The following is a 24,720-nucleotide window of genomic DNA, read 5'->3' as shown; positions in this document are numbered from 1 at the left end:
TGAAAATACGCTTTCAAAAGTCTGATTTTTTCGGAAAGATGTAATGATTAGAATATTTTAATTTGACTAACGGTTTGAACTGAGGGGTTATTCCCTCAGTTTCATACATATGAAATTTCAAACATGGGGGTTATCACATTGACGACAGGTGAAAAAATTACTGTAACTAATGGTGTTATGAATGTACCAAACAATCCGATTATTCCATTTATTGAAGGAGATGGAATTGGTCCTGATATTTGGGCAGCTGCATCTCGTGTACTAGAAGCAGCAGTTGAAAAAGCTTATGATGGTGAGAAGAAAATCGTTTGGAAAGAAGTGCTTGCAGGGGAAAAAGCATTCAACCAAACAGGCGAGTGGTTACCAGAAGAAACTTTAAATTTAATTCGTGAATATTTAATCGCGATTAAAGGTCCACTTACAACTCCAGTTGGCGGTGGTATTCGTTCTCTAAACGTAGCACTTCGTCAAGAATTAGATTTATATGTATGTCTACGTCCAGTTCGTTATTTTGAAGGTGTTCCTTCACCTGTAAAACGTCCGGAAGATACTGATATGGTTATTTTCCGTGAAAATACAGAAGACATTTATGCTGGAATTGAATATGCGCAAGGATCTCCAGAAGCAGAAAAAGTTCTTACTTTCTTAAAAGAAGCAATGGGTGTGAATAAAATCCGCTTCCCAGAAACATCTGGTATTGGTATTAAACCAATCTCAGAAGAAGGGACAAAGCGTCTTGTTCGTGCTGCAATTCAATATGCAATTAACGAAAAACGCTCTTCTGTTACATTAGTTCATAAAGGAAACATTATGAAATTTACAGAAGGTGCTTTCAAAAACTGGGGTTACGAAGTGGCGGAACAAGAATTCGGCGACAAAGTATTTACTTGGGCTGAATATGATCGTATCGTTGAGAAAGATGGAAAAGATGCAGCGAATAAAGCGATGGCAGACGCTGAAGTGGCTGGAAAAATCATCGTAAAAGATTCTATTGCAGACATCTTCTTACAACAAATTTTAACTCGTCCACGTGAGTTCGATGTTGTTGCAACAATGAACTTAAACGGAGACTACATCTCTGATGCACTTGCTGCACAAGTAGGTGGAATTGGTATTGCACCTGGTGCAAACATTAACTATGTGACTGGACATGCTATCTTTGAAGCTACGCACGGTACAGCTCCAAAATATGCAGGTTTAGATAAAGTAAACCCATCTTCAGTTCTTCTTTCTGGTGTATTATTATTAGAGCACTTAGGATGGAACGAAGCTGCGAAATTAGTAACTGCTTCAGTTGAGAAAACAATTGCTTCAAAAGTAGTGACTTATGATTTCGCACGCTTAATGGAAGGTGCAACAGAAGTGAAATGTTCTGAGTTCGCTAATGAACTTATTAAAAACATGGATGTAGCGATAATCAAAAACGCATAATTAAAGCGGGGGGTAAATTATGACAATCAAACGCAAGAAAGTTTCAGTCATCGGTGCAGGATTTACAGGAGCAACAACAGCATTCTTATTAGCACAAAAAGAACTTGCAGATGTTGTATTAGTGGACATTCCACAACTGGAAAATCCAACAAAAGGGAAAGCGTTAGATATGTTAGAAGCGAGCCCAGTACAAGGTTTTGATGCTAACATTATTGGAACATCTGATTACGCAGATACTGCTGATTCTGACGTTGTTGTGATTACAGCAGGTATTGCGCGTAAGCCTGGTATGAGCCGTGATGACTTAGTAGCAACAAACTCTAAAATTATGAAAAGTATTACGCGCGACATTGCAAAACATTCACCAAATGCGATTATTGTTGTATTAACAAATCCAGTTGATGCAATGACATATTCTGTATTTAAAGAAGCGGGATTCCCGAAAGAGCGTGTTATCGGTCAATCGGGCGTATTAGATACAGCTCGTTTCCGTACATTCATCGCACAAGAATTAAATCTTTCTGTGAAAGATATTACAGGATTTGTTCTTGGTGGACACGGCGACGATATGGTACCTCTTGTACGTTATTCTTATGCAGGTGGCATTCCGTTAGAAACGTTAATTCCGAAAGAGCGTTTAGAAGCAATCGTAGAACGTACCCGTAAAGGTGGCGGCGAAATTGTAGGCTTATTAGGAAACGGTAGTGCATATTACGCACCAGCTGCTTCTTTAGTTGAAATGACAGAAGCAATCTTAAAAGATCAACGCCGTGTATTACCGGCTATTGCATACCTTGAAGGTGAATATGGTTATAGCGACCTTTACTTAGGGGTACCAGTAATTCTAGGTGGTAACGGAATTGAAAAAATTATTGAATTAGAACTTCTTGCAGATGAAAAAGAAGCGTTAGATCGCTCTGTAGAATCTGTACGTAATGTTATGAAAGTTCTTGTTTAATAATGAAATAGAAGTAGAAAAAGATTCGGGGCCCCGAATCTTTTTCTACTATTTATACAAATGTTTTTTTGAAATAATATGAAAACGCTATCATTTGTAATATCCTATAATGAAACTGTAGATTTATACTATATATTGCCCTCATCATAGTAAATTTCGGATCAGATATCGCTTTTAGTAGGATAATAAGGTGGAAAAATCGGAGGGGGTTGTAACATGTTAAAGAAAAAAGTTCAAATTGGTCGTAAAATGGATGAAATTACAGTAGGAGAGAAATTATCTATCACTGAAAAAATTGAGGATAAAGATTTGTTATTGTACTTAGGGTTAACGAATGATGCCAATCCATTATATATTCAGCATGATTACGCATCCCAAACTCCGTATGAAAAGCCGATTGTACCAAGCATTATGCTAACTGGAATGATTACAACGGCAGTTACGAAATATTTACCAGGTCCAGGTAGTCATATTACGAGAAAGGACCTTACGTTCGTGAAGCATGTTCACCATTATGAAACGTTACAAATCCACTTTGAAGTAGTGGCTGTTTCTGAGGAGGAACATACAATTGATATGCTTGTATCTGCTCATGATGAAAAAGGAGAAACGGTTGTAAAGGGTTCTTTAACAGTAACGCCGCCTTTTAAATCAGTTTCTATTATGGAAAAAGCATTAGATAATTTTTAAAAACTAAAAATATAGCGCTAGCATACCTTTCTATAAGGAGGCTAGCGCTATTTTTAGTTGAAGAATCCTTGTGTGAATCCTTCGGCGAAATCTGAACAACCTGTTTTAATTGTATCCCAGCTTGGGGCGTTGAATGTAAGAATACACGTTACTATTAAAGATAGAATAGGTAGTACTAGTCGCATAATAGACCTCCACATTGTTTATATCTATATATTTAAATTTATAATATATAAATTGTTAATGTAAGTCAATGAAAGGAGTGATTTTTAAGGTGAGATGGAAAAGAGAAGACGTTATCTTTGAAACGATGAGAGAGGCTGAAGTGTGGGCGGATTCAATTGTGAATGAAATGCATGGAAGAGTATTTGATGGGTATGAAACGCTAGATTATAAAATAGCGTATGCTCTTTCTTTTTTTTTAGCCCAGGAGAGGGAGTTTACGGTTTGTACGGAAAAACATTTTGAAAAAGGTAGATTCATCTATCGAGTTTGGAGAGCGGAGAGGGGATGAAGTTTTAATTGCTTTTATTTTCGAAGTGTTAGTACAAATGAGCTCCATGTATAGACAATTATATTGAGAGGGACCTTGTTTTCTAGTATGATGAGAATAACGGGGAAAATACTAGGATGAAGAAGGTTTCAAGTCTATAACTTGGAGGAAAAGAATGAACAATCGTATTTTAGTAGTTGATGATGAGGAGTTTATCTTAACTTTAATCGAATTTAATTTACAACAAGCTGGTTTTGAAGTGATAACAGCGATGGATGGAGAAATGGCGCTTCAAAAAGCGACAACAGAACGTCCAGATTTAATTATATTAGATTTAATGCTTCCAAAAATGGATGGTATGGAAGTATGTAAAGAATTACGATTGCAGCGCGTTATGACGCCGATTTTAATGTTAACAGCAAAAGATGATGAATTTGATAAGGTGCTAGGTCTTGAACTTGGGGCTGATGATTATATGACGAAGCCATTTAGTCCAAGGGAAGTTGTCGCGCGTGTGAAGGCAATTTTACGCCGTACGAAATTACAACAAGAAGAGCAAGTTACAGAATCATCAGATGAAGAGAGCATTACAATTGCTGAACTTAAAATTTTACCAGAGTTTTATGAGGCTTATTTCCAAGGAAGAAAGCTTGAATTAACACCAAAAGAATTTGAACTACTTGTTTATCTTGCGAAAAATAAGAGCCGCGTGTTGACGCGTGATCAATTATTAAGTGCTGTATGGAATTATGATTTCGCTGGTGATACACGAATTGTTGACGTTCATATTAGCCATTTACGCGATAAAATTGAACAAAATACGAAAAAACCGACGTACATTAAAACGATACGTGGTTTAGGATATAAATTAGAGGAGCCAAAAGGGGATGAATAAATTTCGTTCCAGGCTTCTTTTTACATTTGTTTCTCTTATTGTTTTTATTTTAGTCGGACTCGGTTTATTGCTGGAGACCGTGTTTGAAAACTATTATATAGATCATGCGAAAGAGAGAATGGTAAAAGAGACAGAGTATGTTGCGGTATTAGCAGAAGAACAAGGTTTTGATGATGTTTTAAAAAATCCATATGTATTTGAGAAGTTAGAAGAAAAAATACAGGCTTCTATTGCATTTGTAGATGAAAAAAAGAAGGTTCAATATAGCGGAGGAGAACAATCTGCTTTTAGCCAAGGGATAATGAAAGAACTTACTTCTGAAACAACGAAACAAAGAAATAAAGTCATTACGAAAGAAACAGATCAGAATAATGAATTTTACCATGCGGTGTTCGTGCAAGATGTAGCAGGGAAACAAGGATACATTTTGGTGAAGAGCACAATTGAGCCTTTGAAAGACGTTCATCAAAAAACGTGGGGATTATTAATTATCGGATTTGTTATCGCGTGTCTCGTCGTCGTATTTTTAGGTATGAAAATTACAGGGCAATATATTAGGCCGATTGAATCCGTTACGAAAGTTGCCATCGAATTAGCGAAGGGGAATTATAAAGCACGCGCTTATGAAAGTCATTCGGATGAAACGGGAATGTTAAGTAAAGCGATTAATATTTTAGCTCGTAATTTACAAGAGATGACACTTGAGCAAGAAATGCAACAAGATCGTCTGCATACGTTAATTGAAAATATGGGAAGTGGAATGATTTTAATTGATAGCCGCGGTTATATCAACCTTGTAAACCGTTCGTATAAGGAAACTTTTCACGTCACAGATGAAGAATATTTAGATCGTTTATATTATGAGTCGTTTCATCATCCGGAAATTATAGAGCTTGTGGAAGAAATCTTTATGACAGAAGTGAAAGTGCGCAAACAAATGTTATTGCCACTTGGAATTGAGCGAAAGCATTTCGAGGTATATGGAGCACCGATTATCGGGACGAACCATGAATGGAAAGGGATTGTCCTTGTATTCCATGACATTACTGAGCTGAAAAAGTTAGAACAAATGAGAAAAGACTTTTTAGCGAATGTTTCTCATGAACTAAAAACGCCGATTACTTCTATTAAAGGTTTTTCAGAAACACTTTTAGACGGTGCTATGGATAATAAAAAATTCTGCGAGCATTTCTTGCATATTATTTTAAAAGAAAGTGAACGTATGCAAGGATTAATTGAAGATTTATTAGATTTATCAAAGATTGAGCAACAAGGATTTAAATTGAGTATGGGGACCGTTGATATGAAGGGGCTTCTTGAAGACATTCATATGGTGCTTGATAATAAAGCGGGAGAAAAAGAAATCTCTTTACAAGTAAATACACTAAAACGTGTCTCTGTCATTGGAGATCCAAGTCGTTTGCAGCAGATCTTTATTAATTTAATGAATAACGCAATCGTATATACACCGGCTGGAGGCGTTGTTTCTGTAGAATTAGCAGAAGATAAATATAATGCTTATATAAAAGTATCAGATACTGGAATTGGTATTAGTAAAGATGAAATTCCACGTATTTTTGAACGCTTTTACCGAGTGGATAAAGCGAGAAGTAGAAATACTGGTGGTACAGGCCTTGGGTTATCGATTGTAAAGCATTTAGTTGAGGCGCATCACGGTACGATTACAGTGGATAGTGAAGTTGGGGAAGGGACAACATTTACAGTTGTTTTACCAAAATCAGCAACTGAAAAATAGGATGAAGGATGTTTACAATATATTAACAATGGCTTAATTAAATATTAATAAAGCTCTGTTAATATAATACATGAAAACCCCTTCATCCAAGGAGTAATTTTGGACGAGAATAGTTAAGCTGTTCTCGTCACTTCCCTTTATGCCAATATAAGTCTGTTTTATATATGAAAGAAAATAACCGTTATTTTTCTTCTCTCTATTAGTCATGTTAATATAGAGGGAGGAAAGAAACGGTTTTTTTCTGTGAAAAAAATCATTTCAAATTTGTATGGGGAGGTTTCTGATTTGGAAAAAAAGGTCGTATTAGTAGATGGTAATAATATCGCGTATCGTGCTTTCTTTGCACTACCGCTTTTAAATAACGACAAAGGTATACATACGAACGCAATTTACGGTTTTACAATGATGTTAATGAGAATATTAGAGGAAGAAAAACCGACGCATATGTTAGTAGCATTTGATGCGGGTAAAACGACATTCCGTCATAAAACATATAGTGAGTATAAAGGAGGACGTCAAAAGACTCCACCTGAGTTATCAGAGCAATTCCCGTTTATTCGTGAGATGCTCGATGCATTCAACGTACCGCGTTATGAATTAGAAAATTATGAAGCGGATGACATTATGGGAACGCTAGCGAAAGAAGCGAGTGAACAAGGAGCTAGTGTAAAAGTTATTTCAGGAGATAAAGATTTACTTCAACTTGTTTCTGATAACACGCTTGTATGCATTCCTAGAAAAGGGATTACGGAAGTAGATGAATATACGAAAGAAGCTTTATTTGAGAAATACAGCTTATCACCAAAGCAAATTATCGATATGAAAGGTTTAATGGGAGACCAATCAGATAATATTCCAGGTGTACCAGGAGTTGGTGAAAAAACTGCGATTAAATTGTTAACACAGTTTGGAACGGTTGAAGAAGTGTATGAAAATATAGATCAAGTAAGCGGGAAGAAATTAAAAGAAAAGCTGGAAGCAAATAAAGACCAAGCTCTTATGAGTAAAGATCTTGCAACGATTATTACAGATGCGCCGATTACAGTGCATGTGGATGATATGGAGTATAAAGGGTATGAAGCAAGTGATGTCATTCCAATGTTCGAGAATTTAGGATTCACATCTCTTTTAAATAAATTAGGCGTTACTCCAGAAGAAACGGCTCCAGCTGAATTAGATGATATTACATTTGATATCGTGGAAGAAGTTACAGAAGAAATGCTTCAACAAGATAGTGCGCTTATCGTTGAAGTACAAGAAGATAATTATCATAAAGCAGACATTCAAGGTTTCGGTATTCAAAATGAAAATGGATGTTACTTTATTCAGACAGACATTGCTCTTAAGTCAGATGCTTTTAAAGAGTGGCTTGCAGATGGAGAAATGAGAAAGTATACATTTGATGCGAAGCGTGCGATCGTTGCACTGAAATGGAACGGTATAGATATGCAAGGGATTGACTTTGATCTATTAATCGCTGCTTACTTACTTGATCCAGCTGATACAGATAAAGATTTCCGTACTGTAGCGAAAATGAAAGAAACGCATGCTGTGAAATCCGATGAAGAAGTTTACGGAAAAGGCGCGAAGCGTGCTGTTCCAGAGCTAGAGATAGTAGCGGAGCATGTAGCTCGTAAAGTGCATGTATTATATGATGTGAAGCAAACATTCGTTGAAGAGTTAGAAAAGAATGAGCAATATGAACTGTTTACAGAGTTAGAATTACCACTTGCACGTGTATTAGCTGATATGGAAGTAAAAGGTGTAAAAGTTGATACAGAACGTCTTCGTAATATGGGAGTAGAACTTGCAGGTAGATTAAAGGAAATGGAACAGGAAATTTATAAGCTGGCGGGAACAGAATTTAATATTAATTCACCGAAGCAGCTTGGCGTTATTCTGTTTGAGAATTTAAACTTACCGGTTATTAAGAAGACGAAAACAGGTTATTCTACGTCAGCTGATGTACTAGACAAGCTGATGGATCACCATGAAATTATTCCAAACATTTTACATTACCGTCAATTAGGGAAACTAAATTCAACTTATATTGAAGGTTTATTAAAAGTTGTACATGAAGATTCATCTAAAATTCATACTCGTTTCAATCAAGTATTAACGCAAACGGGCCGATTAAGTTCAACGGATCCAAACTTGCAAAATATCCCGATTCGACTAGAAGAAGGAAGAAAGATTCGTCAGGCATTCGTTCCATCAGAAGAAGGGTGGATTATGTACGCGGCAGATTATTCGCAAATTGAACTTCGTGTATTGGCTCATATTGCAAATGATAAAGGGCTAGTTGAAGCGTTCCAACATGACATGGATATTCATACGAAAACAGCTATGGATGTATTTGGCGTTGAAAAAGATGAAGTAACTTCAAATATGAGACGACAAGCGAAAGCTGTTAACTTCGGAATTGTGTATGGTATTAGTGATTATGGTCTTTCACAAAACTTAGGAATTACAAGAAAAGCAGCAGCGGAATTTATTGAAAAGTATTTAGAAAGTTTCCCTGGTGTACAAGAATACATGGATGACATCGTAAAAGATGCGAAACAAAAAGGATATGTGGCTACATTATTAAATCGCCGCCGTTACATTCCGGAAATTACGAGTCGTAATTTCAACTTGCGTAGCTTTGCTGAGCGTACAGCTATGAATACACCAATTCAAGGTACTGCAGCAGATATTATTAAAAAAGCGATGATTATTATGGCAGATCGTTTAGAAGAAGAAGGATTACAAGCGCGTCTTCTATTGCAAGTACACGATGAATTAATATTTGAAGCGCCAAAAGAAGAAATTGAAAAATTAGAGAAGCTTGTACCAGAAGTAATGGAGCATGCAATTGAACTCGCAGTTCCGCTGAAAGTTGATTATTCTTACGGCCCAACTTGGTACGACGCAAAATAAGGAAGTGATGAAATGCCTGAATTACCAGAGGTTGAAAACGTCAGACGGACACTTGAAAATCTTGTAACAGGAAAAACAATTGAAGATGTCATTGTTACCTATCCCAAAATAGTAAAACGTCCAGATGATGCAGAAATCTTTAAAGAAATGCTAAAAGGCGAGACGATTGAAAATATAAAGCGAAGAGGAAAGTTTTTGCTTTTATATGTAACGAATTATGTCATTGTTTCACATTTGCGTATGGAAGGTAAGTTTTTACTGCATCAAGAGGATGAGCCAATTGATAAGCATACGCACGTCCGTTTCTTATTTACAGATGGAACTGAATTACATTATAAAGATGTGAGAAAGTTCGGTACGATGCATCTCTTTAAAAAAGGTGAGGAAATGAATCAAATGCCTCTTGCTGACTTAGGTCCGGAGCCATTTGATGCTGAATTGACACCACAGTATTTACAAGAGAGATTGCAAAAGACAAATCGTAAAATAAAAGTTGTATTATTAGACCAGCGCCTTTTAGTAGGACTTGGAAATATATATGTAGATGAAGTTTTATTCCGTTCTCAAATTCATCCAGAACGAGAAGCGTCGTCTTTAACAGTAGAAGAAATTGAGCGAATTTATGAGGCGACTGTTACAACGTTAGGCGAAGCAGTGAAGCGTGGCGGAAGTACAATCCGAACGTATATCAACTCACAAGGGCAAATTGGCTCATTCCAAGAACTTCTAAATGTATATGGAAAAAAAGGAGAACCGTGTGTGACTTGCGGTACGATATTAGAAAAAACAGTTGTTGGCGGAAGAGGAACGCATTACTGCCCGATTTGTCAGCCAAGAATATAGAAAAGAGATAACATCGGATAGGCATTTGTCATATACATACAGCAGAGCTATGTATAAGGGAGGAGCTTACCGATGTACCTTTATTTATCTCTTATTTTATTAGCTTTTACATTAAGCTTGGATAGCTGTAGTGTAGGGCTAACATATGGTTTAAGAAGCGTAAGAATTCCACTAAGATCAATTATAATTATCGGAATGTGTTCAGCGGCTGTTATGCTTGTTTCAATGGGAATTGGACATATGATCGCGAAAATATTTTCACCTGTTATCGCAACGCGTATCGGTGGGCTTGTTCTTATTGGAATAGGAATTTGGGTATTATACCAATTTTTTCGAAGTGAGAAAAAAGAAGAACCGAAGCAAGAGGAGAAGGTCTGGAAGTTAGAGATTGCCTCGCTTGGGTTAGTCATTCAAATTTTACGGAAACCGACTGTAGCAGATTTCGATAAATCAGGCACCATTTCTGCAGGAGAAGCATTGCTTCTTGGTATCGCTCTTTCTGTAGATTCATTCGGTGCTGGAATTGGTGCATCTTTATTAGGGTATACACCCGCTATGATGGCGATATTAGTTGCAGTGATGAGTTCTTTGTTTTTATTTATTGGAATGAAACTTGGAACGGTTTTATCAAATATGAAATGGTTGCAAAAATTTACATTCCTGCCTGGAGTATTACTCATTATTATTGGAATTTGGAAAATGTAAGTACGGGCGTGGAACATTAGTTTCGCGCCTTTTATTATGAGGAGGATTATTATGACAGTAGTAATTGGATTAACGGGAGGTATTGCAAGCGGAAAAAGTACAGTATCTCAAATGTTTCGCGAGCTCAGTATACCAGTTATTGATGCAGATATTATTGCACGAGAAGTTGTAGAACGAGGAAAGCCAGCATATAACAAAATTGTAGAAGTGTTTGGAACGGAAGTATTACAAGAAGATGGGGAACTGGATCGGCCGAAATTAGGAAGTGTCGTTTTTTATAATGAAGAGAAACGATTGCAGTTAAACAAAATTGTTCATCCTGCAGTGCGTGAGGAAATGAATAGGCAAAAGGAAATGTACATAAAAGAAGGTGCGCAAGCGGTTGTGTTAGATATTCCTCTCTTATTTGAAAGTAAATTAACAAGTCTCGTTGACCGCGTTTTAGTTGTAGCAGTTAAGCCACGTACGCAATTAGAACGTTTAATGAAGCGAAACAATTTTTCAGAAGAAGAAGCAACAGCTCGTATTCAATCTCAAATGCCGTTAGAAGAAAAAGTGAAACGTGCAGATGAAGTGATAAATAATGATGGCACAATTATGGGAACGAAAACACAATTACAGGTGATTTTAAAGAATTGGAACATTATTGACTAAAAAATTGTGAAATTAATGAAAATGCTTAGTGACATATCCCCTTTTTGTGTTATACTATTATTGGGATTGGAGATAAATAGTATAACGCATTCAAGGGGGATAACATATTATGACTCGTGTGGCAATTAATGGATTTGGACGTATTGGGAGAATGGTATTTCGTCAGGCAATAAAAGAAAGCGCATTCGAAATTGTAGCAATCAATGCAAGCTATCCATCTGAAACGTTAGCACATTTAATTAAATATGATACAGTTCACGGCAAGTTTGACGGAACAGTAGAAGCATTTGAAGATCACTTATTAGTTGATGGGAAAATGATTCGCCTTTTAAACAACCGCGATCCAAAGGAATTGCCTTGGACAGATTTAGGTGTTGAAGTTGTAATTGAAGCAACTGGTAAATTTAATTCAAAAGAAAAAGCAATTCTTCACGTTGAAGCTGGAGCGAAAAAAGTTATTTTAACGGCGCCTGGTAAAAATGAAGATGTAACAATTGTAGTAGGTGTGAACGAAGACCAATTAGATATTACAAAGCATACTGTTATTTCAAATGCATCTTGTACAACAAACTGTTTAGCACCTGTTGTGAAGGTGTTAGATGAGCAGTTTGGAATTGAAAACGGTTTAATGACGACAGTTCACGCTTATACAAATGACCAAAAAAATATTGATAACCCACATAAAGATTTAAGAAGAGCACGTGCTTGCGGACAATCAATTATTCCGACAACGACAGGTGCTGCGAAAGCGCTAGCAAAAGTTCTTCCGCATTTAAATGGAAAACTTCATGGTATGGCACTTCGTGTACCAACACCAAACGTGTCTCTTGTTGACTTAGTAGTAGATGTAAAACGCGATGTGACAGTTGAAGCTATTAACGATGCATTCAAAACTGTTGCAAACGGTGCGTTAAAAGGTATTGTAGAATTCAGCGAAGAGCCTTTAGTATCTATTGACTTTAATACAAATACACACTCAGCTATTATTGATGGTTTATCTACAATGGTAATGGGTGATCGTAAAGTGAAAGTACTTGCTTGGTATGATAACGAGTGGGGCTACTCTCGTCGTGTTGTAGATCTTGTAACGTTAGTTGTGGATGAATTAGCGAAACAAGAAAATGTGCAGCATATTTAATTGAATAAGGAGAGGGCAAGTGAATGTTTGCCCTCTTTTTTTTATTTTTTTCTGAAAAGGAAAAAAATTATATAAGTATATTTTTAGAAGTGGACATACCACGAAACGTTGGGGTTACTGTATTCGTGAATCATTTATTTTTTTTAGGGAAAAGTAAAGAGGAAAATATGACAGAAAATCGAAAAAACTGTTGTTGCAAAATGAAAATAAACAAAGTATACTAACACTCGTAAACTTAAGAGCTGAGGTACGTAGTCACTACTTAAAGGGTTAGGACCTCTCTGGACTAACTTTCCCCCGTGGTAGTGGAGCAAGCCAAATTGCAAATTAGTTTTCAATTCGAACAGTTAGAATAAATTTACAAGGGGGAACTGTAGAATGGATACTATGGATACGATGGGTCGTCACGTGATCGCTGAACTTTGGGATTGCGATTTCGACAAGCTTAATGACATGCCGTATATTGAACAATTATTTGTGGATGCAGCACTAAGAGCTGGTGCTGAAGTGCGTGAGGTAGCTTTCCATAAATTTGCACCACAAGGTGTAAGTGGAGTAGTTATTATCTCGGAATCACATTTAACAATTCATAGCTTTCCGGAGCACGGTTACGCGAGTATTGATGTTTATACTTGTGGGGATCGTATTGATCCAAATGTTGCTGCAGAATATATTGCAGAAGGTTTAAACGCGAAAACGCGTGAGAGCATCGAGCTTCCTCGAGGCACTGGTAGCTTCGAAATTAAGCAGAGAGAAACAAAAGCTCTTTAAAAAAGAACATAATTGATTTAAAATGTAAAGAGGTGTATAATGCACCTCTTTTTTAGTTTATAAAAAAGGAAAAATATGACGTACTCGTTAGTTGAATGAATTGAGCTCTTGCGAATAAGTTAACGCCCTATTCCACCATCTTATTTTTGGAACCGAGATGATAACATAATGCGTTTAAACTTAAAGTGGTAAGAGAGTTAGAATGAGTTATATAATACTGTATATATATTGTCAGATGAAGTAAGTAGAGAAAAATAAAGAGTATAGTGTAAAGGAGTGAATATATTGCGTTGTCCATCCTGTTCTCATAATGGTACAAGAGTGTTAGATTCGCGTCCGGTAGACGAGGGGCGCTCTATTCGAAGAAGGAGAGAGTGTGAAAGTTGTTTAAGCCGCTTTACGACATTTGAAAGAGTGGAAGAGTCACCTCTTATCGTTGTAAAAAAAGAAGGAACACGAGAAGAGTTTAATAAAGAAAAGATTTTACGTGGCTTAATTAAAGCGTGCGAAAAAAGACCAGTATCTTTAAGACAATTAGAAGAAGTAACTCAAAGTGTGGAACGTGAACTTCGTAATTTAGGTATATCAGAAGTGAAAAGTGATATGATTGGTGAAATTGTTATGGAAGAACTACGTGATATCGATGATGTTGCTTACGTGCGTTTTGCTTCTGTATATCGCCAATTTAAAGATTTAAATGTATTTATTGAAGAATTAAAAGATATACTGCAAAAAGAAAGAGAGTAGAATCTGTATTGTATTCTCTTTACATACCGTAAATAATGAGATAAGAGAGCTAGAAGCGAAAGCTAATAGCTCTTTTTCGCTAATAAATTATATAGTGAAGATTGGATGAGAGAAAGGAAAAGCAAGAATGGAAAAACAGTCATGGATGGAGCTATTGCCGATTGATCGTTATAAAGTAAGTGCGAAAGGGTTACTGCATAATTACGACCGAAAAGTGTTAACGATGTTATATCAGCCGTTAATAGGTAGTAGAGCTTTTAGCTTGTACATGACGCTATGGGGAGAGTTAGAGCAAGATCGTGTGTTTGGAAAAGAGAATACGCATCATTCCCTTATGGTGACCATGCAAATGCAACTTCCCGAAGTGTATGAGGAACGAGTAAAGTTAGAAGCAATTGGGCTTTTGAAAGTATATATTAAGAAAGAAAAAGATATTCGAATGTTTATATATGAGCTGCAACCACCTTTATCCCCGAAGCAGTTTTTTGATGATATTGTTTTAAGTATCTTTTTATACAATCGATTGAGTCGGACAAAATATAATCAAGTAAAACAATATTTCTTGGAAGAAGAATTTGATTTTGTATCGTATGAAAATGTTACGCGTTCTTTTAATGATGTATTTGGTTCGTTTAATCCAGGACAGCTTGAGCATGCGCAAGAAGATCTTCGTATTCCAAAAGCGACAGCTATGCCAAGTAATGAAAAGGGAGATGCTCCAAAAGTTTGGAATGATTTCTTTGATTTCTCCTTATTTGTAGACGGCTTGTCCGCTCTTGTTCCTAAAAAGGCGATTACAGATCAAGTGCGAGAATGTGTCATTACACTTGCTTACGTGTATGATGTAGATGTGTTATCGATGCAAAATATCGTTCTTGGTGCGGTGACAGAGATGCAGACAATTGATATCGAAAGGCTTAGAAAAGGAGCACGTGATTGGTATCAGTTCGAAAACGGTCAAGCGTTACCTGTATTAAGTGAAAGAGTACAGCCTCACGCTGCACGTATGATGAAAGAAAAAGAGCCTACATCCCAAGAAGAGATGTTAATCAAACAGTTAGAGGAAATCTCACCAAAGCAACTATTGAAAGAAATCTCTGGCGGTGCAGAGGCAACGAAGGCTGACTTGCAAATCGTTGAAGATGTAATGATGAATCAAAAGTTAACACCAGGTGTTGTGAATGTACTTATTTATTATGTTATGCTACGCTCAGATATGAAACTTGCGAAAACGTATGTGGAGAAGATTGCTGGACATTGGGCACGTAAAAAGGTCGGTACAGTTGCTGAAGCAATGGCATTAGCGAAAGAAGAAAATCGTCAATATCAAGAATGGGCTGAGACGAAGAAGAAAGGTCGTACATCCAAGAAAACAGTACGAAAAGAAATGGTACCAGATTGGCTGAAAGAAGAGCCGAAAGAACAAGAGAAAGAAACTGTGAAAAAAGATGTAAGTGCTGAAAAAGGTGCAAGTACGTTAGAGGACGAACGAAAACGATTAGAAGAAGTGTTAAAAAAATATAAGCGTGATTAATAGAAGAGAATGAACGCTCTTTGAGGTGAGAAAATGGAGCATATTCAAAATTCATTTGCAAAGTTAATGGAAAATGAAAATTTTAAAAATAGATATGAAGTATTAAAGGCGGAAGTAATGGCACATCCGCGTGTGAAAGAATTTATAGACGAACATAAAGGGGAAGTAACAACGTCTATGATTGAGCGCAGCCTTGTGAAATTATACGAATATATTGGACAAAGTGTAGGTTGCGCGGATTGTCCGGATCTAGGTTCGTGTAAAAACATGCTGCAAGGATATGAGCCAAAGCTCGTTATCCAAGGGAAGATGATTGATATTCAATATGATCGTTGCGTTAGAAAAGTAGCATATGACGAGAGGAAGAAATATGAAAAGCTCGTTCAAAGTGTATATATGCCAACTGATATTTTACAAGCAACGATGGAAAACTTAGACCCTTCAGATTTAGATGCGCGTATTGATGCGATTGGTGCAGCTAATGAGTTTTTAAGTACATATGAACCTGGTAAAAAAGTACAAGGTTTATATTTGTACGGTAAATTTGGTGTAGGGAAAACGTATTTGTTAGGAGCAATTGCGAATGAGCTTGCTCGAAAGAAAATAAGTTCGATGCTCGTATACTTCCCTGAATTTCTACGTGAAATTAAAAGTTCGATTCAAGATAATTCAATTGGGGAAAAGATTGATGCGGTGAAACGCGTACAAGTTTTAATGTTAGATGATATTGGAGCAGAAGCGATGTCAAGCTTTGTGCGTGATGATGTACTCGGTGCAATTTTGCAATTCCGTATGTTAGAAAACTTACCGACGTTCTTTACGTCTAACTTTGATTTTAAACAGCTAGAACATCATTTAACATATACGCAGCGCGGTGAAGCGGAAGAAATGAAAGCAGCTCGTATTATGGAGCGAATTAAATATTTAGCGAAACCAATTCCAATTGGCGGGAAAAACCGTCGTCATAAGTAAAGAGTAAGCTGAGAAGCTTGCTCTTTTTTTCGTAGTTAAACGCTTTTTAAAGTAGTCGAATGATAAAATGAAAAGTTCTTATTGAAAATTCCTAGTAGCTTGTATCATTTTTTTCTCCCTCCCTTAATATATATAAAATTAGCAAGCCATATCGAGTGGATTTTCTAACGATAGGAAATGTAATTCTACTAAGAGTGAACTTTCACGCGGGACGGACTCTTATAGGATTTGTAACGTATAGATACAGTCCTTTAGAGCAGGGATAAAAGGGGGGACAAAAGTGATTGAAATTTGCTTCGAAGAAAAAAATGATGCTATGCATGTATATAGACAACTACTGAAAAGAGCGGAACTGTTATATAAGGAAACGAGTGTATATTTACAGGAACAAAAAGTGGTGATTCACATACCAGTATGTGAATCAAATTATATTGAAAAGATTTTATTGCCAGTAATGGTATATTTCATTGTGAATGTGAAACAAAATGAGTGGATATATACAATATTAAAAGAGAAGTTTTTTTATGAAGAAGAGGAAGAGTGTCATCAAATATTGCATATGGCACAAGAGATTTTAAAAGGAAGAAGAAAAGGAATTGCTCGTGAATTAACACGTCACACATTTGAATCATATATTAAATCCTCTTTAAATAACTGGCTTTGTGATCCACTTTCATTCTCGTTTTCATCATATGTTCGTTTTCGTCTTCGTACATATAGGGAAATGGTAGCTAAGCTTGCTGAAGTGGCAATTGATGAGTATAAGTTAGAACAAGAATATCAAATGTTTATTGAAACGCTCCGGCAACAAGTTCGTAGCCGGAAATCACGTTTGTCATGTGTGCATCTTATTTTTGATGAAAGTTTTATTTTCTATGATGATAAAGGTAGACGTTTAAAACAAGAGAAATTGGTTCAATATATAGATGAAGACTTATTAAAACAAAAGGATGTATATATTGATACGAAAGTAATTGCACCACTTCTTTCTATTTCGCCGAAAAAAATTTATTTATATACGAAAGAACAAGACCATAATATGATTATTACTTTGCGAAATGTATTTCAAGAACGGGTACAATTACATGGATTACATGAGTTTGAGCGCAATGTGAAAAATTTAAAAAATAAAGGTAACGCCCTTGATTTTCTAAGTTTTTGAGCATATAATTACCTACATAAATGAAATATATTGAAATGTCATGATGAGGACATGAGTAGTTTTCTACGATTTTCAGAGAGGGAAGCCTTAGGGTGTGAGCTTCCTAGTACGGGATTATTACTTACCACCTCTAAACTTTAGCAGTGAACGGTTTTTCTAGTAATTGCTAACGGACAACACCGTTATGTTGAACTTGAGCAATTAACAATTATGTTAATTGGAACAAGGGTGGAACCACGAATTCAACACTCGTCCCTTTTTACGGGATGAGTGTTTTTTATTTTGAGAAAAAGAGGAGTGACCAGTGATGGCAGATGTAGTTAAAATTACTTTCCCTGATGGAGCTGTGAAGGAGTTTCCAAAAGGCGTAACAACTGAAGAAATCGCAGCTTCTATTAGCCCAGGCTTAAAGAAAAAAGCTGTGGCTGGAAAATTAAATGATGAGATGATCGATCTTGTTACACCAATCGAAGAAGATGGTGCAGTTTCTATCATTACATTAGATTCTGAAGATGGCTTATATATTTTACGCCACTCAACAGCTCACCTTTTAGCACAAGCGTTAAAACGTTTATATAAAGATGTTAAGGTTGAGCTTGGCATTGGTCCAGTAATTGAAAATGGCTTCTACTACGATATTGATATGGAAGAAGCAATTACAGTTGAAGACTTCAAGAAAATTGAAAAAGAAATGCAAAAGATTGTGAACGAGAACTTAGAAATCGTTCGTCATGAAGTACCACGTGCAGAAGCAATTCGTCGTTTTGAAGAAATCGGCGATGAGTTAAAATTAGATTTAATTAACGATCTTCCAGAAGATGCAGTTATTTCAATCTATGAGCAAGGCGAATTCTTCGACCTTTGCCGTGGTGTTCACCTTCCATCTACAGGGAAAATTAAAGTATTTAAATTATTAAGCGTTGCGGGTGCTTACTGGCGCGGCGATAGCAATAATAAAATGCTACAACGTATTTACGGTACTGCATTTGTTAAGAAAGCAGAATTAGATGAGCACTTACGTATGCTTGAAGAAGCGAAAGAGCGAGATCACCGTAAATTAGGTAAAGAATTAAAACTATTTACTAATAGCCAAAAAGTAGGACAAGGTTTACCACTTTGGTTACCAAAGGGTGCAACAATCCGCCGCATTATCGAGCGTTACATCGTTGATAAAGAAGCAAGCTTAGGCTATGATCACGTATACACTCCAGTACTAGGAAGCAGAGAGCTTTATGAAACTTCTGGTCACTGGAACCACTACCGTGATGGCATGTTCCCATCAATGGAAATGGATAATGAAGAGTTAGTTCTTCGTCCAATGAACTGCCCTCACCACATGATGGTTTATAAAAACGATATTCACAGCTACCGTGAATTACCAATCCGTATTGCGGAACTTGGAACAATGCACCGCTATGAAATGTCAGGTGCGTTATCTGGATTACAACGTGTACGCGGAATGACTTTAAACGATGCGCACATTTTCGTACGCCCAGATCAAATTAAAGAAGAGTTAAAACGTGTTGTAAACTTAACGCTAGAAGTGTACAAAGATTTCGGTTTAGAGAACTACTCATTCCGTCTATCGTATCGCGACCCAGCAGATACTAAAAAGTACTATGCTGATGATGAGATGTGGGAAAAGGCACAAGGTATGTTAAAAGAAGCTATGGATGAAATGGGTCTTGATTACTATGAAGCTGAAGGGGAAGCGGCATTCTACGGTCCAAAACTTGACGTTCAAGTTCGTACTGCTCTTGGAAAAGACGAAACACTTTCAACTGTACAATTAGACTTCTTACTTCCAGAACGCTTTGAATTAGCTTACGTTGGTGAAGATGGTAAACAACACCGTCCAGTTGTAATTCACCGTGGCGTTGTATCAACTATGGAACGTTTCGTAGCCTTCTTAATTGAAGAATACAAAGGTGCATTCCCAACTTGGTTAGCTCCAGTTCAAGCACAAGTAATTCCAGTTTCTCCGCAAGTACATTTAGACTATGCGAAGAAAGTACAAGATGAATTACGCCGTGCTGGTATCCGTGTTGAATTAGATACTCGTGAAGAGAAAATTGGTTACAAAATCCGTGAAGCACAAATGCAAAAAATTCCGTACATGCTTGTAGTAGGTGACAATGAAGTAACTGAAAACGGCGTAAACGTACGTAAATACGGTGAACAAAAATCAGAAACAATCGCATTAGATGCTTTTGTTGATATGATTAAAGTAGAAGGAAAACGATAAGAAAAAGCCGCGGTATACCGCGGCTTTTCTATGTAATATGAGTAAGGGAAATTAGAAAAAAAAACCATGTAACACTTATCGTAAAAAAGTATTGCAAGTATGTTAGTTGTTTGTTACAATATTTCTTGTTGTTAGTAAAACACATCGCGTCTTCTTGACAGACGTCATGTCCTATGATAAACTCATCAAGGATAATAGAATATTGTTTTGTGGAACAAGTAGAAGCACCCGCTTCTCACCTGATGGACGCATTCGCAGTTTACAGGTAAATGTATTTCTTACTTAAGATTTTACAAGTGTGGGTGTCGTATGCCCGCACTTTTTTTGTCGGGTTCTATGACTACAAACTATGTTCTGAGAAAACCTTGGAGGTGGCTTACTATTAGCAAGGATATGATGATTAACGAGCAAATTCGTGCACGTGAAGTACGTTTAGTTGGCGCAAATGGCGATCAACTTGGAATCAAGTCTCGTAATGACGCTTTAGACTTAGCTGCAAATCTTAATCTTGATTTAGTATTAGTTGCTCCAAATGCGAAACCGCCAGTATGCCGCATTATGGACTACGGTAAATTCCGCTTTGAGCAACAGAAGAAAGAAAAAGAACAGCGCAAAAATCAAAAAGTAATTAGCATGAAAGAAGTTCGTTTAAGTCCAACAATTGATGAACACGACTTTAACACAAAACTTCGTAATGCTATCAAGTTTTTAGAGAAAGGCGACAAGGTTAAAGCGTCAATTCGCTTTAAAGGACGTGCCATTACTCATAAAGAAATCGGTCAACGTGTTTTAGATCGCTTCTCAGAAGCTTGTGCTGAAGTTAGTACAATCGAATCTAAGCCTAAAATGGAAGGACGCAGTATGTTCTTAGTTTTAGCACCGAAAAACGATAAGTAATAGATAGAGGAGGAAATACCTATGCCTAAACAAAAAACTCATCGCGGCGCTGCAAAGCGTTTCAAAAAGACTGGATCAGGTAAACTGAAACGTTCTCACGCTTACACAAGCCATTTATTCGCTAACAAATCTACAAAAGCTAAACGTAAACTACGTAAAGCTGGTGTAGTAAGCGCTGGTGACTTCAAACGCATTCGTCAAATGCTTGACAACTTAAAATAAGTTCGGCTGATATATAGAACAATTAGGAGGTAATATTATGCCAAGAGTAAAAGGTGGTACAGTTACTCGTCAACGTCGTAAAAAAGTAATTAAATTAGCAAAAGGTTACTACGGTTCAAAAAATACATTATTCAAGGTTGCTAACCAACAGGTTATGAAATCTCTAATGTATGCATTCCGTGACCGCCGTCAAAAGAAACGTGACTTCCGTAAATTATGGATTACACGTATCAACGCAGCAGCTCGTATGAATGGTCTTTCTTACAGCCGCTTAATGCACGGTCTTAAAAATGCTGGCATCGAAGTTAACCGCAAGATGCTTGCTGACTTAGCTGTTCATGACGAAAAAGCTTTCGCTGAATTAGCAACAGTTGCAAAAAACAACATTAACTAATTAATTAGTTGAAACCTTAGAAGATTTTTCTTCTAAGGTTTTTTTATTTGTATGCAAAGAGAAGTGTGTCGTTATCGATATGACAAAATCAATATAAAAGTTATAGCAATATAGAAGAATATATATATGAAGTCAGGAGAATCCTCCTGGCTTCTTTTAATTATCACCCTCTGGAAAGAAGAGTATCTTTCCTACCTGAAACGACACTGCTATAATGGAAAGATGATATGGAACTTTCATCAGATAAAATAACATTTTCATTAGTGGACAATACACAGATAATGATTACCTATCACCAATCGGAGTGAACAATCTAATCGTGATGACTGAAACGTATTTGTAAATTAAGGACAAGCTATTTTGTAAAGAGGTAAATGGCTTACTTATTAATAAGAAACGAAAAATAATAATGAACTTTGAAATGAAACAACATTGTTGCGTAACATGCGATGTTGGAGGAGGACAATAGAGTGGACTTACTACAACTATTTAAATTACAAAAAGAATTAGATGACCGTATTGCGAAAGAACATGACTTACAGCCGAAAAAATTGTTAAAAGAGAAAATGTTAGCTCTTCTTGTAGAAATTGGAGAACTTGCAAATGAAACACGTTGTTTTAAATATTGGAGCAACAAACCAGCATCAGAACGTGAAGTAATATTAGAAGAATACGTAGATGGTTTGCATTTTATTTTATCAATCGGAATTGATTTAGGTATTGATAAAAACTTCTTATTCTATAAGTGTGCACAGACGAATAAAACACAAGTAGAAATTTTCTTAGACACATATGCGAAGGTGATTCGTTTTACAGATCAACCGTCTATTACGAACTATATTGAATTATTTACAAGCTACCTTCGACTTGGACAAGCACTTGAGTTTGAACAAGAAGAGATTGAAAAGGCATATTTAGATAAAAACGAAGTAAATCATCAGCGTCAAACACAAGGATACTAAGTTAATTTTTGAATATTTCAATTTCCTTTTGTATAATGAAGTGACTGAAGAAAAAGGAGGGTGTTGGCAATGACAAAATTAGACGAGACATTGACAATGCTAAAAGAATTAACAGATGCACGTGGTATTGCGGGTAACGAGCGTGAACCACGTGAAGTAATGAAGAAATATATTGAGCCGTTTGCGGACGAACTTTCTACTGATAATTTAGGAAGTTTAGTTGCGAAAAAAGTAGGGGAAGAAAACGGCCCGAAAATTATGGTTGCAGGTCATTTAGATGAAGTTGGCTTTATGATTACACAAATTGATGATAAAGGTTTCCTTCGTTTCCAAACAGTTGGTGGCTGGTGGTCACAAGTTATGCTTGCACAGCGCGTAACAATTGTAACGCGTAAAGGAGATGTGACAGGTGTTATCGGTTCAAAACCACCTCATATCTTACCTCCAGAAGCGCGTAAAAAGCCAGTTGAAATTAAAGACATGTTCATCGATATTGGTGCTTCTAGCCAAGAAGAAGCAATGGAGTGGGGCGTACGACCAGGAGATCAAGTTGTACCTTACTTTGAATTCCAAGTAATGAAGAATGAAAAAATGTTACTTGCAAAAGCATGGGATAATCGAATTGGTTGTGCAATTGCAATTGACGTATTAAAACAATTAAAAGATGAAAAGCATCCAAATGTTGTATACGGCGTAGGGACTGTACAAGAAGAAGTCGGTCTTCGTGGTGCAAAAACATCTGCAAACTATATTAAACCAGATATCGCGTTCGCAGTAGATGTTGGTATCGCTGGCGATACACCTGGTGTAACGTCAAAAGAAGCGCAAAGTAAAATGGGTGATGGACCACAGATTATTTTATATGATGCTTCTGTTATTGGTCATACAGGTTTACGTGACTTTGTAGTTGATGTTGCTGATGAATTACAAATTCCATACCAATATGATTCAGTAGCGGGCGGCGGAACGGATGCAGGTGCAATTCATATTGCTGTAAATGGTATTCCGTCTATGGCCATTACGATTGCAACGCGTTACATTCATTCTCATGCGGCAATGTTACACCGTGATGACTATGAAAATGCAGTGAAGTTAATTGTAGAAGTTATTAAACGTCTTGATAAAGAGGCAGTACATAACATTACATTTAATTAATAGAAAAAGCGAAGGAGCCTCTCCTTCGCTTTTTTATGTTTTAAAAAGGCCGTTCTAATCCAGCTGCAGTATGAGCCCCTAAAATGATTAAACGAGTTAATTGCATAGCCATAAAATGTGGGGTATATATCATTCCTTTTTTTAGCCATGACATAATCATCCCAAGGTGGGCACCAGTAACGTAACTAATGAGAATATCACGTGGAACCATTAGTTTTTCATCGTTAGGTTGTGAAATAGAGAGGCTTAATGTTAAATGTGTTTGAATTGCTTTCATCATTTTATACGTATAATTTCCGGCAGCTTTATCACCAAGCATAACGTTATAGAAGTTCGCATTTTCTGCAATATGTTCGAACAAGGCCAAAAAACTTGGATGTGGTGAATCAAATGTAAGTTGAAAATCTTCTTTATTTCTATTTTTCGGTTTAATGACTTCTGTTAACTTCTCTAACATTTCTTCAATGCTTTTGTCTAATAAGTCATATTTATCGTGATAATGGCTATAAAACGTAGCACGATTTACAGGAGCACGTTCTGCAATATGTTGAACAGTTACATTTTCAAACCCTTTTTCGCCTACTAAAGCGACAAAAGCATCCTGTATGAGTTGTCTCGTCCGTTTTACACGTGGATCATTTGTATTTTTAATAGACATTTTTATTTCCCCTCGTTTAATTTTCTTTACTTAAACAACATATCAGCATTATATTGTTGTTTAAACGACATTTCATACGTAAATTGTCGGTTGTAGATTTAAAATAATTATTTATAATTATAAACGATAGTCCTTCAGAAATCAGCACCGCTCGCAGGTAGATAAATTTCGATTTACACCGCAGATGGTGTGATTTTTTTGTTTAAAAGTTAATATAATTAACAATTAAGCAATCTAAACAATAAGGACATAAATAGTTTAGAAAAAAATTATATGCGATATAAGGAGAGGAATGCAATGAATCAGTTTCGAAGAATGGTAATTATCAACATTATCACATTAATTGTACTAGTTGGCGGCGGTATTGGCGCTTATTACTATTACAACCAAACGGAAAATTACTTAAAAACAGACAATGCAAAGGTTGACGGAAAGGTAATTCCGATTGCCTCACCAGTAGCAGGTAAACTAACTGACTGGAAAGCTGAAGTAGGTAAGAACTACAATGAGAACGATAAA

General features: G+C 36.5%; 24 protein-coding genes, 1 pseudogene and 2 other annotated features. Of the genes and pseudogenes, 23 read left to right on the top strand and 2 right to left on the bottom strand.

Features of this window, described 5'->3' with window-relative positions:
• Nucleotides 1-138: 138 nt before the first annotated feature.
• The 3 genes from icd (at nucleotide 139) to MR079_RS05825 (ending at nucleotide 3,079) form a co-directional block, all read left to right on the top strand.
• Entirely contained in the window at nucleotides 139-1,431 is a 1,293-nt protein-coding gene (gene icd / locus MR079_RS05835) for an NADP-dependent isocitrate dehydrogenase (RefSeq protein WP_000206903.1), read from the top strand.
• Nucleotides 1,432-1,450: 19 nt separating this feature from the next.
• Complete coding sequence (mdh, locus tag MR079_RS05830; RefSeq protein WP_000153232.1) at nucleotides 1,451-2,389, top strand: malate dehydrogenase; 939 nt, start codon at nucleotides 1,451-1,453, stop codon at nucleotides 2,387-2,389.
• A gap of 216 nt (nucleotides 2,390-2,605) precedes the next feature.
• Nucleotides 2,606-3,079 (top strand): MaoC family dehydratase, encoded by a 474-nt coding sequence (locus MR079_RS05825; protein WP_000914180.1) that lies wholly within the window; start codon nucleotides 2,606-2,608, stop codon nucleotides 3,077-3,079.
• 53 nt (nucleotides 3,080-3,132) lie between these two features.
• Here the strand turns inward: MR079_RS05825 and MR079_RS29205 are convergent, their stop codons facing one another.
• A complete protein-coding gene (locus tag MR079_RS29205) occupies nucleotides 3,133-3,264 on the bottom strand; it encodes a hypothetical protein (RefSeq protein WP_001241581.1) in 132 nt (43 codons plus the stop codon).
• Between the two features lie 89 nt (nucleotides 3,265-3,353).
• On the opposite strand from MR079_RS29205, the gene MR079_RS05820 reads away from it, so the two are divergent.
• The 19 genes from MR079_RS05820 to MR079_RS05730 all read left to right on the top strand — a co-directional run bounded on the left by MR079_RS05820 (nucleotide 3,354) and on the right by MR079_RS05730 (nucleotide 23,543).
• Nucleotides 3,354-3,593, top strand: coding sequence for a hypothetical protein (locus MR079_RS05820; protein ID WP_088326046.1), 240 nt, complete (start codon nucleotides 3,354-3,356; stop codon nucleotides 3,591-3,593).
• A gap of 154 nt (nucleotides 3,594-3,747) precedes the next feature.
• Entirely contained in the window at nucleotides 3,748-4,467 is a 720-nt protein-coding gene (phoP, locus tag MR079_RS05815; RefSeq protein ID WP_001065225.1) for a two-component system response regulator PhoP, read from the top strand.
• On the top strand, nucleotides 4,460-6,223 hold the full coding sequence (gene phoR, locus MR079_RS05810) for a sensory box histidine kinase PhoR (protein WP_242269472.1): 1,764 nt from the start codon (nucleotides 4,460-4,462) through the stop codon (nucleotides 6,221-6,223). The genes phoP and phoR overlap by 8 nt, the downstream gene beginning before the upstream one ends.
• 285 nt (nucleotides 6,224-6,508) lie before the next feature.
• On the top strand, nucleotides 6,509-9,142 hold the full coding sequence (gene polA, locus MR079_RS05805; protein ID WP_139866457.1) for a DNA polymerase I: 2,634 nt from the start codon (nucleotides 6,509-6,511) through the stop codon (nucleotides 9,140-9,142).
• Nucleotides 9,143-9,154: 12 nt separating this feature from the next.
• Entirely contained in the window at nucleotides 9,155-9,985 is an 831-nt protein-coding gene (mutM, locus tag MR079_RS05800) for a DNA-formamidopyrimidine glycosylase (protein ID WP_001114483.1), read from the top strand.
• Nucleotides 9,986-10,057: 72 nt separating this feature from the next.
• Complete coding sequence (ytaF, locus tag MR079_RS05795; RefSeq protein WP_000281741.1) at nucleotides 10,058-10,690, top strand: sporulation membrane protein YtaF; 633 nt, start codon at nucleotides 10,058-10,060, stop codon at nucleotides 10,688-10,690.
• Nucleotides 10,691-10,741: 51 nt separating this feature from the next.
• A complete protein-coding gene (coaE, locus tag MR079_RS05790; RefSeq protein WP_073529853.1) occupies nucleotides 10,742-11,344 on the top strand; it encodes a dephospho-CoA kinase in 603 nt (200 codons plus the stop codon).
• Nucleotides 11,345-11,453: 109 nt separating this feature from the next.
• A complete protein-coding gene (locus MR079_RS05785) occupies nucleotides 11,454-12,482 on the top strand; it encodes a glyceraldehyde-3-phosphate dehydrogenase (protein WP_000198972.1) in 1,029 nt (342 codons plus the stop codon).
• Between the two features lie 387 nt (nucleotides 12,483-12,869).
• Entirely contained in the window at nucleotides 12,870-13,253 is a 384-nt protein-coding gene (gene speD, locus MR079_RS05780; RefSeq protein WP_002003660.1) for an adenosylmethionine decarboxylase, read from the top strand.
• Nucleotides 13,254-13,538: 285 nt separating this feature from the next.
• The gene (nrdR, locus tag MR079_RS05775) at nucleotides 13,539-14,000 is read left to right on the top strand and encodes a transcriptional regulator NrdR (RefSeq protein WP_001203687.1); all 462 of its coding nucleotides are present in this window, start codon (nucleotides 13,539-13,541) and stop codon (nucleotides 13,998-14,000) included.
• 127 nt (nucleotides 14,001-14,127) lie between these two features.
• Complete coding sequence (locus tag MR079_RS05770) at nucleotides 14,128-15,534, top strand: replication initiation and membrane attachment family protein (protein WP_087954135.1); 1,407 nt, start codon at nucleotides 14,128-14,130, stop codon at nucleotides 15,532-15,534.
• Between the two features lie 33 nt (nucleotides 15,535-15,567).
• The gene (dnaI, locus tag MR079_RS05765) at nucleotides 15,568-16,506 is read left to right on the top strand and encodes a primosomal protein DnaI (protein WP_000400101.1); all 939 of its coding nucleotides are present in this window, start codon (nucleotides 15,568-15,570) and stop codon (nucleotides 16,504-16,506) included.
• A 280-nt stretch (nucleotides 16,507-16,786) separates the two neighbouring features.
• Nucleotides 16,787-17,668, top strand: a complete 882-nt coding sequence (gene ytxC / locus MR079_RS05760) for a putative sporulation protein YtxC (protein WP_000569618.1) — start codon at nucleotides 16,787-16,789, stop codon at nucleotides 17,666-17,668.
• Between the two features lie 31 nt (nucleotides 17,669-17,699).
• Nucleotides 17,700-17,928, top strand: a binding site (T-box leader).
• A gap of 47 nt (nucleotides 17,929-17,975) precedes the next feature.
• On the top strand, nucleotides 17,976-19,913 hold the full coding sequence (gene thrS, locus MR079_RS05755; protein WP_000786081.1) for a threonine--tRNA ligase: 1,938 nt from the start codon (nucleotides 17,976-17,978) through the stop codon (nucleotides 19,911-19,913).
• Nucleotides 19,914-20,123: 210 nt separating this feature from the next.
• Nucleotides 20,124-20,244, top strand: a sequence feature (ribosomal protein L20 leader region).
• A gap of 62 nt (nucleotides 20,245-20,306) precedes the next feature.
• Nucleotides 20,307-20,810, top strand: a complete 504-nt coding sequence (gene infC / locus MR079_RS05750) for a translation initiation factor IF-3 (RefSeq protein ID WP_000973214.1) — start codon at nucleotides 20,307-20,309, stop codon at nucleotides 20,808-20,810.
• Nucleotides 20,811-20,831: 21 nt separating this feature from the next.
• Nucleotides 20,832-21,032 (top strand): 50S ribosomal protein L35, encoded by a 201-nt coding sequence (gene rpmI / locus MR079_RS05745; protein ID WP_001125945.1) that lies wholly within the window; start codon nucleotides 20,832-20,834, stop codon nucleotides 21,030-21,032.
• Between the two features lie 37 nt (nucleotides 21,033-21,069).
• Nucleotides 21,070-21,426 carry a 50S ribosomal protein L20 gene (gene rplT / locus MR079_RS05740; RefSeq protein WP_001138362.1) on the top strand — a complete coding sequence of 119 codons (357 nt, stop codon included), beginning with the start codon at nucleotides 21,070-21,072 and terminating at the stop codon, nucleotides 21,424-21,426.
• A 470-nt stretch (nucleotides 21,427-21,896) separates the two neighbouring features.
• Nucleotides 21,897-22,388, top strand: coding sequence for a dUTP diphosphatase (locus MR079_RS05735; RefSeq protein ID WP_000365050.1), 492 nt, complete (start codon nucleotides 21,897-21,899; stop codon nucleotides 22,386-22,388).
• Nucleotides 22,389-22,457: 69 nt separating this feature from the next.
• On the top strand, nucleotides 22,458-23,543 hold the full coding sequence (locus MR079_RS05730; RefSeq protein ID WP_000163568.1) for a M42 family metallopeptidase: 1,086 nt from the start codon (nucleotides 22,458-22,460) through the stop codon (nucleotides 23,541-23,543).
• A gap of 40 nt (nucleotides 23,544-23,583) precedes the next feature.
• On the opposite strand, the gene MR079_RS05725 is transcribed toward MR079_RS05730, so the two are convergent.
• Nucleotides 23,584-24,201: a TetR/AcrR family transcriptional regulator gene (locus tag MR079_RS05725; RefSeq protein WP_087954137.1), complete on the bottom strand. Its 618-nt coding sequence runs from the start codon at nucleotides 24,199-24,201 to the stop codon at nucleotides 23,584-23,586.
• A gap of 297 nt (nucleotides 24,202-24,498) precedes the next feature.
• On the opposite strand from MR079_RS05725, the pseudogene MR079_RS05720 reads away from it, so the two are divergent.
• A pseudogene (locus tag MR079_RS05720) lies at nucleotides 24,499-24,720 on the top strand (HlyD family secretion protein); the annotation flags it as partial.

It is taken from the genome of Bacillus cereus group sp. BfR-BA-01381 (genome assembly GCF_022663555.1).
Classification (GTDB): Bacteria; Bacillota; Bacilli; order Bacillales; family Bacillaceae_G; genus Bacillus_A; species Bacillus_A pacificus.
Note: the sequence above shows the minus strand (reverse complement) of the source record. Positions and strands in the feature narration are given on the sequence as shown.